10 protein-coding genes are annotated in these 12950 nt (G+C 65.0%); 5 read left to right on the forward strand and 5 right to left on the reverse strand.

Going from position 1 to position 12950, the window contains the following annotated elements; all coding sequences use genetic code 11:
* Positions 1-6: 6 nt before the first annotated feature.
* The gene (locus EP7_RS05400; RefSeq protein WP_463526582.1) at positions 7-408 is read left to right on the forward strand and encodes a 6-pyruvoyl trahydropterin synthase family protein; all 402 of its coding nucleotides are present in this window, start codon (positions 7-9) and stop codon (positions 406-408) included.
* 19 nt (positions 409-427) lie between these two features.
* Here the strand turns inward: EP7_RS05400 and EP7_RS05405 are convergent, their stop codons facing one another.
* The 3 genes from EP7_RS05405 to EP7_RS05415 form a co-directional block, all read right to left on the reverse strand.
* Positions 428-1240, reverse strand: a complete 813-nt coding sequence (locus EP7_RS05405) for a DUF4190 domain-containing protein (protein WP_463526584.1) — start codon at positions 1238-1240, stop codon at positions 428-430.
* Positions 1241-1382: 142 nt separating this feature from the next.
* Positions 1383-1901, reverse strand: coding sequence for a hypothetical protein (locus EP7_RS05410; protein ID WP_463526586.1), 519 nt, complete (start codon positions 1899-1901; stop codon positions 1383-1385).
* Between the two features lie 133 nt (positions 1902-2034).
* Positions 2035-3531 carry an efflux RND transporter periplasmic adaptor subunit gene (locus tag EP7_RS05415; protein ID WP_463526588.1) on the reverse strand — a complete coding sequence of 499 codons (1497 nt, stop codon included), beginning with the start codon at positions 3529-3531 and terminating at the stop codon, positions 2035-2037.
* A 420-nt stretch (positions 3532-3951) separates the two neighbouring features.
* Here EP7_RS05415 and EP7_RS05420 point away from each other — a divergent pair, with 420 nt between their 5' ends.
* The 4 genes from EP7_RS05420 (at position 3952) to EP7_RS05435 (ending at position 11900) form a co-directional block, all read left to right on the forward strand.
* Positions 3952-6510 carry a U32 family peptidase gene (locus EP7_RS05420; protein WP_463526590.1) on the forward strand — a complete coding sequence of 853 codons (2559 nt, stop codon included), beginning with the start codon at positions 3952-3954 and terminating at the stop codon, positions 6508-6510.
* A gap of 106 nt (positions 6511-6616) precedes the next feature.
* Positions 6617-8632, forward strand: a complete 2016-nt coding sequence (locus tag EP7_RS05425; protein ID WP_463526592.1) for a hypothetical protein — start codon at positions 6617-6619, stop codon at positions 8630-8632.
* A gap of 923 nt (positions 8633-9555) precedes the next feature.
* Complete coding sequence (locus EP7_RS05430; RefSeq protein WP_463526594.1) at positions 9556-10383, forward strand: FkbM family methyltransferase; 828 nt, start codon at positions 9556-9558, stop codon at positions 10381-10383.
* Positions 10384-10595: 212 nt separating this feature from the next.
* On the forward strand, positions 10596-11900 hold the full coding sequence (locus EP7_RS05435; RefSeq protein WP_463526596.1) for a homoserine dehydrogenase: 1305 nt from the start codon (positions 10596-10598) through the stop codon (positions 11898-11900).
* 18 nt (positions 11901-11918) lie between these two features.
* Here EP7_RS05435 and EP7_RS05440 read toward each other — a convergent pair whose 3' ends face one another.
* Positions 11919-12335 carry a helix-turn-helix domain-containing protein gene (locus tag EP7_RS05440; protein WP_463526598.1) on the reverse strand — a complete coding sequence of 139 codons (417 nt, stop codon included), beginning with the start codon at positions 12333-12335 and terminating at the stop codon, positions 11919-11921.
* Between the two features lie 27 nt (positions 12336-12362).
* Positions 12363-12677 carry a type II toxin-antitoxin system HigB family toxin gene (locus EP7_RS05445; RefSeq protein WP_463526600.1) on the reverse strand — a complete coding sequence of 105 codons (315 nt, stop codon included), beginning with the start codon at positions 12675-12677 and terminating at the stop codon, positions 12363-12365.
* Between the last annotated feature and the right edge of the window lie 273 nt (positions 12678-12950).

Raw genomic sequence — 12950 nt, forward strand, 5'->3', positions numbered from 1 at the left:
GACCGCATGTTCCGCGTGACCCGAGAAATCAACTTCTGCTACGGCCATCGGCTCTTGAACTACGACGGCAAGTGCCGCCACCTGCACGGCCATAACGGCCGGGCGGTGATCACCCTGGAGGCCCCCGCGCTCGACTCGCGGGGCATGCTCGTCGACTTCGCCGAGATCAAGCAGAGCGTCCAGCGCTGGATCGACGAGACGCTCGACCACAACATGCTGCTCTGCCGCGAAGATCCGCTGCTGCCCATGCTCCTTGAGCGAGGGGAGCGAGTCTTCGTGATGGACACTAACCCCACGGCGGAGAATATCGCCCGGCTCATCTATGAGCAGGCCGTCTCCGCCGGGTTGCCGGTCATCGAGGTCCTGCTCTGGGAGACCCCTAACTGCCACGCCTCTTACCGGGGTTAGACGGCGGCGAGCGGGCGTGTCAGTGGCTGTGCCCGTGGCCGTCCGAATCGTCGTGCTTCTTGGCGGGGGCCGGGACGAAGGAACGCGGGACGTATGGATACTTGACCCCGTCGACGGCCCAGGTGTACCCCCCACCTTCGGCGGTCCCCTTCAGGACGACCAGGGCGTGCTGATCCTTGGCAATCTGGTCCTTCGCCGCGTCGACATGGACGTCGATGACGGCCGAGGCGATGACTTCCATGTCGTGGACGACATGCGACTCGATACCCTCGAACTGGACGTCGGAGCCCGGCTGGGCAAGCTGCTCCATGAGGGAGAGCAGGTCGGCATTCTGCATCTTGAAGTTGGACTCGTCGTTCTGCGTGGCCCGCATCTTCTCGATGATCTGCTTGGGTGTCTCGAGTTTGCGGGACTGGGCGGGCACCTGATACCAGAGGGCGTCGGCAAGCTCGCCCTTCTTGATCGCGCTCGCGTACGTCTTGGCGAAGGCCTCGGCCGAACGCCTCTGGAGCGTGCTCTGGACCATCGACATCGTGAACGAGGCCAGGCCGAACGTGAGGCCCATCGCGATGCCGGCCTTGGCCAGCGAGGCGCCGGTGAGCATGTCGGGATAGCGGTTGATCTTGCGGTTGGCAAGGAAGCCGGTGACGACCGCGGCCGCGGAGATGAGGTAGAAGAAGTCGCCGGCGAAGCTCAGGACCGAGACCAGGCCGAGCAGCAAGCTGGTGACCGCCAGTGGGCTGAGCGCCCGATAGGCGATGATCTGGTTCTCGATCGCGGGCGTGTTCGAGGCCGAGGCGGAGGCCGTCGTGGGGGCGTCTGAGGTGGCCAAGGCTGTCTCGCTCCGGGGGGCGGGTCGGGTCGGGGGATGGATCGGCTCGATCGGAAATCGTCGGACCTGAGGGAACTCGACCGGCCGCACGGCCTCCGATTCGTTTCGAAGCTACAAGCCACCCGGTCGGGTCGTCAAGCGATCAGCGGAAGGCCAGCCCGGTCATCGGGCCCGGCAAGAACGTCGTCAGGCCCATCCCGACCCAGAAGACGCCCAGACCCCAGCCCACCACGTTGGTCCAGCTCCACCCCGCGCCCCCCGCCGGCTTGGCCCTCCAGCCCGCGAGGAAGACGGCCAGCACGGCCAGGCCCATGGGCTGATACCCCAAGGGCGTGGCCAGGCTGCCCAGGGGCAGGTTGCCCCGCAACGATGCGGCCAGGTTGTGCAGCCAGACGAGCGATCCGCCCGAGAGCCAGACCAGCTCACCCAGGCCGCCGTCGGCCGAGGACCGGCGGAACAACACGATCGGGCCGACAAGCGCCAGGCAGCCGGCCACGGTGTAGAGGCCGGCGAGGAGCTGGGTCGGCGGCCAGGTCATCCGGCCCCGGTTGACGAGCTGCCAGAGCCCGAAGGCGACCGCCCCGCCGATCATCAGGGCATTCATGGCGGGCGTGGCCGGCGTCGGCGACGCGGTCTTCGTCGAGGCGCGTTTGGCGGACATCGGGCGGTTCTCGCGTCGGAGGCCGGCGGCCTGGGTCACGGGCGCCGCGGCAGTCCGGCGCCTCGCGAGAGTCTAACCTTCGAACGCGGCCCCCGACGCCGGGCCGCCCGAATCCGGGGACGAATCCGGCCGCTCAGCGGGTATTCGTCGCCACCGGCGAGCCTTCGAGCTTCGGTAGCCTGGCACCAACCTCGACGACCAGCCCGGGCACCGACTCGACCTCCGAGGGGTGGAGCACCACCTGCTCGCCTTCCTTCAGACCGCGGGTCACCTCGAGCAGGTCGGGCGTCATCTCGCCGACCTCGACATCGCGGCGCTGGACGGCACCGTCCGTGCTGGCGACGTAGCAGACGTCACGTCCGTTCTCGACGGACAGAGCCTCGGTCGGGATGGCCAGGACCGCGGGCCGATCCTGGGTGAGGACCTCGACCTCGGCGGTCATCGACGGCTTGAGGCCCGGGGTCGAGCCGTCGAGCTTGACGATGGCGGCGTAGTGCTTGACGTCGTTGTTCCGCCTCCAGCCGTCGCCCTGCAATGGGATCCGCAGCATCGACTCGACGGTGCCATCGATCAGGGTATCGGAGAGCGCCTCGACCCGGACCTTCGCCCTCATCCCGACGTGAACCCGGTCGACCACCGACTCGTGCAGCAGGGTGTTGACCATCATCTTGCCGAGGTCGGGCAGGTAGTAGAGTTTCTGATGCTGGCGGACGATCGTGCCCGGCTCGAGCTTGGTCGCCCTGCCGTTCTCCATGGCGATGATCGCAAGCCCGTCATGCGGGGCCCGGATCGTGCACCGATCGACCATCTTATTGTAGTGTTTCAGCCGTTCTTCGACGCGGGCGAGGCCGTCGGTCTTGAATCGGACATTGACGCGGGCCCGCTCGATGTTGGCCAGGAGTTGCTTCCGAGTCCGATTGATCCCGAATTTCTTGTAATTGGCCAGCGCGGCCTTCGAGCTCGACAGTTGGAGGGAGGACTTAAGCAACGCCAGCTTCTCGCTGTTCACCTGAGAGAGCGAGACGTATCCCTTCGGCTGCATCTGGATCGACCAGTCCAGCCGATCGGTCATCCGCTTGATCTCGGAGTCGGCCAGCCTGATCTGACCTTCGAGCTGCTGGAGCGTCTGGAGCTTGTAACCCTTGTCAAACTCCTCGAGGGCCAACTCCGCGACGGACTGCGTGAGTTCGGCCTCGATCTTCTCGGACCGATTCTTCTCGACCTTGATCGACTGGGTGCGGACCAGCTCCTCGTAGTCGGAGGAGTCGATCTTCATCAACACCTGGTCTTTCACGACGGGTGTGCCGTCGGGGACCATCTCGAGGATGGCGGCCGACCCGCCTGCACTGTAGGCCCTGCCAGCATTCACGATCTGGAGATTCTCGATCTCGCACTCGATCGAAGTCTGCTGAAGGCATTCGATCTGGCCCGAGGCCGAGACCGTCGACTTCAGGTCGATCCGGCGCACCTGGACTTGCGAGACGCCGTCGAGCAGCGGGCGAGAGGGCTTCCATGGCTGGAGGAACCAGCAAAACCCGGCCACGGTAAGGAGGCCCGTCGTGATCATCGCGACGTTGCCGGGACTGGCGAGCCCGCGCCGTTTGGGGTTCTGGGTTATCACTCCGGTCATCGATCGATCCCCTTTGGAGGGCTTGGTTTGCGAGGAGGGAGCCGGGGCACGGGCCTCGGCTGGCTCTGCGCCCCGCGTCGTGCGAGGGGGAGCGGTGGGAGTGCATACTGGGATCGAATCGCCGGGAGCGAGACGATCGCCATTCGCTCGGGATGTCAAAATCGTGGCAACGACCCGAATGCGGCTGGGGGAGCCGGGCAGGGCGCTCTCATCGAGCGTTCATGCAACTGTAAAACAATAGTCGGCCCGCGGCAAGCTGTTTTGGACATCAATCCAATACGCACTCCTAAGGCGAACGTCAAGGATCCGGCCTCCGGATCGCCTGGTCGGCTTGTTCCCAGGCCTTCCCGGGCCGATAATGATGGGATGGTCCGGAATGCTTGATCCGACGAGGCTGGCCCCCATCCGGGGAGCAGGGGAATGACTTTGGCGACCGCAGACGTGGCCTCGACCGAGACAGCGACCGAAGTTCGGCCCGGACGGGGCCGACTGAAACCCGAACTCCTCGCCCCCGCGGGAGACCGGGCCTGCATGGTCGCCGCCGTCGAGAATGGCGCCGATGCGGTCTATTTCGGGCTGAAGGGACACAACGCGCGGGCCAGGGCGGTCAATTTCGACGATGCCGACCTGACCGAGGTCATGGCCTTCCTGCATCGCAGGGGGGTCCGCGGCTACGTCGCGTTGAATACGCTGGCCTTCCCCTCCGAGCTGGAGGCGCTCGAGACCTCAATCCGCCAGGTCGCAGCGGCCGGCGTCGACGCCGTCATCGTCCAGGACTTGGGCGTGGCCCGGATGATCCGGGCGATCTGCCCCGACCTGGACATCCACGCCTCGACCCAGATGTCGGTCACCAGCGCTGAGGGGGTGGCCCTGGCCCGCGAGCTGGGCTGCACTCGCGTGATCCTGGCCCGCGAGCTGTCGCTCGACGAGATCGGCCAGATCCGTCGGACGGCCGACCTGCCCGTCGAGGTCTTCGTCCACGGAGCCCTCTGCGTCGCCTATTCCGGCCAGTGCCTGACCAGCGAGGCACTCGGGGGCCGATCGGCCAACCGGGGTGAGTGTGCCCAGGCCTGCCGGATGCCTTACGAGGTCGTCTGCGATGGCGAGACCCGCGACCTCGGCCCGATCCAATATCTGCTCAGCCCGCAAGACCTAGCGGCATACGACCTGATCCCTCAACTGATCGAGCTGGGGGTCGCCAGCCTGAAGATCGAGGGGCGGCTGAAGGCGCCTGAATACGTCGCCAATATTTCCCGCCATTACCGGCGGGCGATCGACGCCGCCTGGGCCGGCGAGCCGGTCGAGTTCCAGCCTCGCGAGGTCCAGGAGATGGAGCTTTCCTTCTCCAGGGGCTTCAGTCACGGGTTTTTCGACGGCAACGACCACAAGCTCATCGTGCGCGGCGACCACGCCAAGAAACGCGGGATCTTCGTCGGCAAGGTCGCCTCTGTGCGTGGTGATCGGGTGCGTATCGACCTGGCCGCACCGGTCAAGAACGGCGACGGCCTGGTCTTCGACGGCGATGCAGACGCCAACGTCCCTGAGCAAGGGGGCCGAATTTACGGGGTGACCCGGCCGCCGATCCGGGGCCAGAAGCCGACCGATGCCGGCGAACTATGTGCCGGCCCGGCCGACCTAGCCTTCGGTGCCCGGGACCTTGACCTTGCTCGCCTGAGCGTCGGACAGCGGGTCTGGAAGACCGACGACCCCGAGCTGACCCGCCGGATCCGCAAGACCTACGAGGGCCCGCCCCACCGCCTGATGCCCGTCGACCTCCGCGTCGAGGCGACCGTCGGGCAACCCCTGAAACTGGAAGCCCGGACCGAGTCGGGCGTTGTGGCCAGGGTCGAGTCGGACGCACCGCTCGAAGCGGCCGATCGCCATCCCGCGACCGAGGAGATGCTAGCCGAGCAGCTCGGTCGGATGGGCGGGACAACCTACGAGCTGAGGGAGATGGACGTCCGCCTGGAAGGCCAGCCGATGGTCCCCAAGAGCCTGCTCAACGGCCTGAGGCGTGACCTCATCGTGAGACTCGATGCCGAGGCGGGCAGGGCGCCCGAACGGGCCATCGCCGAACGGTCCGTGCTGGGACAGCTACGGCCCTCAATGCCGGAAGTTAAGGCGGGTGCCCGTGTTCCGGCCGACCTGTATGCCCTCTGCCGGACCCACATTCAGGTCGAGGCCTCGATCGCGGCGGGCGTCGAGGGGCTCTATCTCGATTTCCAGGAGATCAAGGGATATCAGCCCTCGATCGCCGCGGCCAAGCAAGCTGGGGTACCGGTCTACCTGGCCACGCCCCGGATCGAGAAACCGGGCGAGGCGCCCATCTTCCGCTATCTAGCCAAGCAAGGGGCCGACGGGCTGCTCGTCCGCAATGCCGGCGGCATGGCCTTTTGCGTCGAGAATGAGATCCCCTACGTCGCAGATTTCTCGCTGAACGCGTCCAACGAATTGACGGTCGCCTACTTAATGGGCCGGGGCACCCAGAGGGTCACGGCATCCTACGACCTCAGTGTCGAGCAACTGGTGGACCTGCTTCGCGTGACCCCGCCCGACTGGCTGGAAGTGGTGATCCACCAGCAGATTCCCATGTTCCACATGGAGTTCTGCGCCTTCTGCGCGTTCCTCTCCCCCGGCACCGACAAGACGAATTGCGGCCGGCCCTGCGACGATCATGAGGTCAAGCTGAGGGATCGGACGGGGGTCGAGCACCCTTTGAAAGCCGACGTGGGCTGCCGCAACACCTTGTTCAACGCCGTGCCGCAGACCGCCGCCGAGTTCCTGCCGAAGCTCCTGTCGCTGGGCGTCCGTCGCGTCCGGGTCGAATTCGTCGACGACGACGCAGCCGGGGTGGGCCGGATCCTGGGCCTCTACCGCGGTGCCTTGACCGGGCAACGCGACGCCAGGACGCTCTGGAGGGCCCTCAAGGCGTCCAACCAGTATGGCGTGACGCGCGGGCAGCTCGCCGTCATCCAGTAAGCCCGTGCCGAATTTCTTCGGGCTCTGACAACTGTCTTGAACCGTCGAGATCCGCCCGTTAGCTTGGCCTCGATTGGGCCGACTATCCGGGCGAGGGTCTTCGACGATGTGCAATCGACTCAGCCGCTTGCTGTTTCTCTGGTTGGCTTCGCATGCGCTGGTCGGACCGGCGAGGGCCCAGCCGCATCCGACGCGTGAGTTCGAGATCCGGGGCGACCGGCCGTTCCTGGGCGGGGAGCCGATCGATCTCTGGGGGATCCGTTATGGCAATGCGCTCTATAGCGATGCGGTGACGGAACGACATGTCAACAACCTCGACAACATGGCGGCCCACGGGGTGAATTTGCTGGGCCTCTACCTCCAAGGGTCGAACGGCGGTTATCCGAATTTCGACGCCGGGCTGAACGGTTTCCATCGTGACGGGTCGTTGAAGCCCGCCGTGGCCGGTCGCTTGGCCTTGCTCGTGCGCGAGGCGGACAGGCGAGGCATGGTGGTGATGGTAGGCCTGTTCTCGCCACGCAAGGATCAATTCTTTCACGACGAGGCGGCGATCAAGCGGGCACTCCGGGAGGCGGGCGAGTTCCTGCACAAGAACGGGCTCAAGAATGTATTTGTCGACATCATGCACGAATACAACCACCCCGACCGGATCGACCACGAGATCTTCAGGGAGCCGGAGGGTCAGGCCAAAAAGGCGAGGCTGACGGCCTGGTTCAAGGAGGTGGCGCATGACGTCGAGGTGGGCGTCTGCCCGGCGGAAGACACCGGGACGGCCGACACCTACCCCGGCATGGACGTGCGGATCATCCAGAAAGAGATGCCGATCCCTGACTCCGGGTTCGTCGTCAACGTCGAGATCCAGAAGCAGGATTCCTACGAAAATGACGGTCGTTTCAACGCGGGTCACAGGGCGTTCATGGACGCCGAGTTCGCCAAGTATCTGAAGTCGCCGCATGCGGTCATGCTCTTTCATAGCGCCTTCACTCAGGGCATTTCCAACGTCAGCGGCACGGCGCCTCACGCCGAGATGGGCGGGATGGGGACGGGCCCCGACGACCGTGGCATCCGCTTCTACTATGAGTGGGTGCGCGACCACGTCGGGCGATATGAGTACCCCCGTCATACGCCATTTCAACCGGAGCCTGTGAAGGTCGCGACGACGACCAGGGTGTTCGAAGTCCGGGGCGACCGGGCCTATCTGGGCGGGGAGCCGGTCAAGCTCTGGGGGATCCGCTGCGGCAACGCGCTGATGAGCGCGGCGGTGACCGAGCGGCACATCCGCAGCCTCGACGCGATGAACCGGCACGGCATCAACCTGATCGCGGTGAGCCTGCAAGGCACCGAGGGGGGCTTCCCGAATCCCGACGCCGGGCCGAATGCCTTCCGTGCCGACGGTTCGCTGAAGCCCGAATACGCCGACCGGCTCGAGACGTTGATTCGAGAGGCTGACCGGAGGGGCATGGTCGTGGCGGTTGACATCCTTCAGCCCGGAAAGGTCCAGACACTGCGAGACGAGCCAGCGATCCGAAGGGCGGTGGAGGAAGCGGGGCGATTCTTCGCCGGCCGCCGACTTCAAAACGTCTTTGTCGATCTGTTGCACGGGCATGGACACCCCGAGTCGGCCCACCACGAGATTCTGCGAGAGCCCGACGGGGCATCGAAGCGAGCCAGGCTGCTGGGCTGGTTCCAAGCGACCGCACCCGGGGTTTTGGCGGGCATCTGCCCTCACGGTCGGTCGAAACTCGAGGATGGTGCTTCGCCAGGGTCGCTTCGACTCTTCGAGGATGGGGATGACCTGACTGGAAGTGGGTTCAAGGTGAAGGCGATCGCCGCCGAGTACGACTCGCCCGGAAACGAGGGGGTCTTCAACGCGTTCCACCGCGAGGCGATGGATCGGGAGTGGTCTACGTTCCTCGGTCGTGACGATGCGGCCTTGATCTTCCGCAGCGCCTTCGTCGAGGGGATCACCGGCGCGGGGGGGACCGGGCCGAATCCGGAGATCGGCGGTGATGGGTCGAACGACAAGGACCACCGCGGCGTGAGCATCTACGATCGATGGTTATCCGAGCATGTCGGCCCCTGGTCCTATCCCAGGCACGGCCGCCCGGGCGCCCGGCCCTGAGTCTGGCGTCGAAGGCCTGCAAACGCCTGTTGCGTGGCCAAATCGAGAACGAGCCTCGGTTCGATGGCGGCGATGGATCCGGCGATCGGGCCAGTTCAAGAGGTCCTACGGTCTCGACTTGCGCCGCGCCGGGTTCGTTTCGTCATCTCGATTTGGGCGGTCCGGGTCCCCGGGGCTCGAGCCCGGTCGGAGATGTTCAGGCTTCTCTTTATTTGGCGTTATATCTACTTTTTTTGGCGATTTCGCTGCGAGTGTTGAGATTCGGAGCATTGACTCCGCTTGAATGTTTGGACTTTGTTTAATAATTCGACTTGTTGAATCGTTGTGTTTCAAGTGGTTTTGCTCATTGCTGAAGTCCTTGCCTCGACAGGCGTTGTGGCACCGTTGGTTGGGGGGAATGCGTGAGCCCCACTAAGTACGATCCTGAAAAATGAGCCGATTTCTGCCCCTTTTCAGGAATCGATGGAAGACATCCCGCTGCTTGGACACGTCGGGCGGTTTCAGTGCTATTTCACCGTATCGGGCGAGATCTTGATCTCGGCAGGGCTGCGCGCATTCACCGGGTCGGCCGCGTTTTTGGGTGATCGTGGCGTGAGCGATGGCGGCGATTCGACATCATCGGGGGGCGGCCGACCGTCGGTTTCGCCGTCGATCGGAAGAGTCGACGCATCGTGAGGGACGTCGAGGTGGTGATGGTCGGAGATCGATCGCCTTTTTGGCTCGCAGGCTCGATGATGTGAGCGTGGATAGGCGAGTGGTCGCGTGGGCGGGCATTTCGCGACGGGACGGTCATGAAACTTGTATCGGGCGCCCAGACATGCAGTAATGGCCGAGCTTCCGAGGTCTTCGATAAGTCGGAATCAATTCGGGGCCCGGAGCGTCGCACGACGGCGGAGGGGCCTGATCATGGGGGTCTGATTCGCATGAAATACCTCTCGAGGCTGGCCCTTTATGTCAACGCGGTGGGCCTTCGGGCCGCCTTCCGCTTTCGTGTCGCGAAAGTCCAAGAGTACCTGGCCGCGAAGAAATGGATCGCGACGAGCCGAGAGCCGGTCCGGATTCAGATCAAGGGATACGCCCACCCAATCTGGATGCGAGTCGGCACGTCCGACCTCCACGTCTTCTATCAGCTCTTCGTGATGAAAGAGTACGACTTCGACATGGGCATCGACCGCGATCAGGTGCGTCTGATCGTCGATTGTGGCGCCAACGTCGGATATACGTCCGTCTTCATGCTCAATAAATTCCCCAATGCGCGAGTGATCGCCATCGAGCCGGACCCGGACAATCTGGAGGTCTGCCGCAAGAACCTCGCCCCCTATGGCTCGCGTGTGGAGGTGATCCGCGCGGGGGTCTGGTCGCACGAGACCAACCTGAAGCTGGTCCGCCCCGAGGGGCGTGATTTCGAGTGGGGAATCCAGGTGAAGGAGGCCGCCCCGGGCGAGCCTGCGGATCTGTTCGCGACGAGCATCCCGGCGATCCTGGAGCGCTCCGGAGCCTCGACGATCGACCTGCTCAAGGTCGACATCGAGGGGTCCGAGGAGGTCGTCTTCGCGAAGGACTGGGGCTGGCTCGACCACGTGAAGACGATCGCGATCGAGCTTCACGGTCAGAAGCGGGCGGACGTCTTCTTCCGCGCCATGGGCGATTACCACTACGACAAGTCGATCTCAGGCGAGCTCACCGTCTGCACCGGCATCGCCCCGATCGCGGCACACGCGGCTGCGCTGGCCCAGCCTTCAGTCGGCTGAGGACGCCCGCCGGGCTTCGACCTCGACCCCGGGGAGAGTCGGAGGCCCCGGCCCGAATCGACCACGGGGGCGATTGGGGGTCGGTTTCGAGGCCCGAGTCCACTATCATGGCAGCCGGGAGCGGTCCGCGTCGGGGCCCGGACGAGGTCGTCCGGGGGCGGGCGTGGCTGCCCTGAGTCGATCGGCCGGTTTTGCTGGGACGGGTGATTTCAATGGAACGGTTGACGGTGGGTCTGCTCGGTCTGGGGACGGTCGGCTCGGGGGTGGCCAGGATCCTGACGCGTGAAGAGGGGGTGTTCGCCGGCCGGCGTGGACCGCGGATCGCGCTCAAGGTGGCTTCGGTTCGCGACCTGGGGAAGGCCCGTCCCGACTTCCCGAGCTCGTTGACGCTGACGGATGACCCCCGTCGGGTGGTCGACGACCCCGAGGTCGACGTGATCGTGGAGGCGATGGGGGGGACCGATCCGGCGCTCTCATTGGTGCTCCGGGCGCTGGCCAACGGCAAGGACGTGGTGACGGCCAACAAGGCGATGCTGGCCGACCACGGCCCCGAGGTCTTCGCGGCGGCCAGGGCGGCCGGGCGCGCGGTGGCGTTCGAGGCGAGCGTCGGAGGCGGTATTCCGATCATCCAGGCCCTCGGCGTCGGGCTGGCGGCCAACCGGATCACGGCGCTCGCGGCGATCGTCAACGGAACGTGTAACTTCATCCTCAGCAAGATGATCCGCGAAGGTCTGGCCTACGAAACGGCCCTGGCCGAAGCCCAGGTCCAGGGGTTTGCCGAGGCCGACCCGGCCATGGACGTCGACGGCACCGACACCGCACACAAGCTGGCCGTGCTGGCACAGATCGCGTTCGGGGCGGGCGTGACAACCGACCAGATCCTGCGCGAGGGGATCGACAAGCTACAGGCCGACGACATCCGGTACGCGGGCGAGCTGGGCTATACCGTCAAGCTGCTGGCCCATGGCAAGCTCTGGGAAAGCGGCCTGGAATTGCGGGTGGCGCCGACCCTGGTGAAGAAGGGGACCCCGCTGGCCGAGGTGAGCGGGCCCTATAACGCGATCCGAGTGATCGGCGATTCGGTGGGCGACACCCTCTTCTGCGGCCGAGGCGCGGGGATGATGCCGACGGCCTCGGCGATCGTGGGCGACCTGATCGACGTGGCGACCGGCCGCGCGGCCCTGACCTTCCGCGCCCTCGACCTCTGGCCCGCCGATGCCCCCGCGACCAAGCTCGTCGGCCCCGAGCAGATCCGGAGCAAGTACTACCTCCGCTTCAGCATCGCCGACCGCCCAGGCGTGATTGCCGCCCTGACCCGGGTTCTGGGCGACCACGGGATCAGCATCGCCAGCGTGATCCAGCACGACCCCGGCGAGGACGTCCCGCCCAGCGGAGCGGTCCCCCTGGTGGTGATGACCCACATGGCCGTTCGAGCGAGTGTCGAAGATGCCCTGGCGGAAATCGACCGGCTCGACGTGGTGCATTCCCCGAGCGTCTGCCTTGGTGTCGAGGATTGATTCGATCGGTTCCGTTCGCTAAAGGAAAATCCCGGGGTTCACCCCGAAGTATGCGCCCAGGGCCCGCATCACCGAGCGGCTGGGCTCTCGCCGGCCCGCGAGGATTTCCGAGATCGTCGTGTCGCTGACCCCGGTACCGCGGGCCACCACGGCCTGCGTGACGCCCTTGCTCTCGATCAGCGACGCGAGCATGCGGGCGGGAGAGACCTCGGGCTCGCCGTACAGGTCGGTCTCGTGTGCCTCGATCAAAACGCCGAGCGTCTCCATGTAGGCGGCCTGGCCGGGGGTGTGCTGAGGGATATCGATCAATCGGTTCATCATTGCAATCGAACGATCGTGGTCGTCATCCGTGCCGATCGCCAGGAGCGGGTGCTCGTGCACGAGTGCCAGATAATCCTGGTCCGCGGCCGGCAGCTTTCGAGCCCTGGTCGTCACGATTTCCCTCCTCGAAGAGACCACACCTCAGAGTTCCATCCATCGACCTCGATCGTACTCGCGATGGGTCATCACCGCCCGGATGTACACTTTGCCCGTGGTGTAGAAAACCCTCGCAACGATCCGGTATTTGTTGCCGCCGAGATTGAAGACGACCAGGCCACCGACAAGATCAGCGTGGGCATACGATGTACGGATGTCGCTGAAGGTCCGCCAGCGTGCGTTGCGAACTTTCTTGAACCACTCGTCGAGGGCTTCGGGGAGCGACGGATCTTCGGGGTGTAAGTCGGCGAACTCACGTAAGAGCTTACGGCTGATGATGTGCTGCTGGCCTTGGCCCATCGCCGTCTCGCTTCACCGTACGACCTCGTTCAAAACTCGGCCGATCCAATGAATTTACTTCGCAAAAACGGGAAGCTCAAGGTTGGAGTTCGCAAATTCGGGAAGCGATACGAATTTTCAGCCGTTCTTGTTTGCGGAGTTCTGGACGCGGAATCGAACGTCGCAGGCGGGATTGGCAAGTGGTGCCTGTAGGTCTGCTGGATCATGAACGGTTGAAGTCGGATGGAGCGCTGGCGAGGTTTCGGACTTCCGGGCGGGTTTGCAGTAGAATCT

This window comes from Isosphaeraceae bacterium EP7, from assembly GCA_038400315.1.
GTDB lineage: Bacteria > Planctomycetota > Planctomycetia > Isosphaerales > Isosphaeraceae > EP7.

Bases quoted from the DNA above. Each gene is read 5' to 3' on its own strand.
- EP7_RS05435 (WP_463526596.1), top strand. From the start codon at position 10,596: ATGGAACGGTTGACGGTGGGTCTGCTCGGTCTGGGGACGGTCGGCTCG.
- EP7_RS05430 (WP_463526594.1), top strand. From the start codon at position 9,556: ATGAAATACCTCTCGAGGCTGGCCCTTTATGTCAACGCGGTGGGCCTT.
- EP7_RS05410 (WP_463526586.1), bottom strand. From the start codon at position 1,901: ATGTCCGCCAAACGCGCCTCGACGAAGACCGCGTCGCCGACGCCGGCC.
- EP7_RS05420 (WP_463526590.1), top strand. From the start codon at position 3,952: ATGACTTTGGCGACCGCAGACGTGGCCTCGACCGAGACAGCGACCGAA.
- EP7_RS05445 (WP_463526600.1), bottom strand. From the start codon at position 12,677: ATGGGCCAAGGCCAGCAGCACATCATCAGCCGTAAGCTCTTACGTGAG.
- EP7_RS05415 (WP_463526588.1), bottom strand. From the start codon at position 3,531: ATGACCGGAGTGATAACCCAGAACCCCAAACGGCGCGGGCTCGCCAGT.
- EP7_RS05400 (WP_463526582.1), top strand. From the start codon at position 7: ATGTTCCGCGTGACCCGAGAAATCAACTTCTGCTACGGCCATCGGCTC.
- EP7_RS05425 (WP_463526592.1), top strand. From the start codon at position 6,617: ATGTGCAATCGACTCAGCCGCTTGCTGTTTCTCTGGTTGGCTTCGCAT.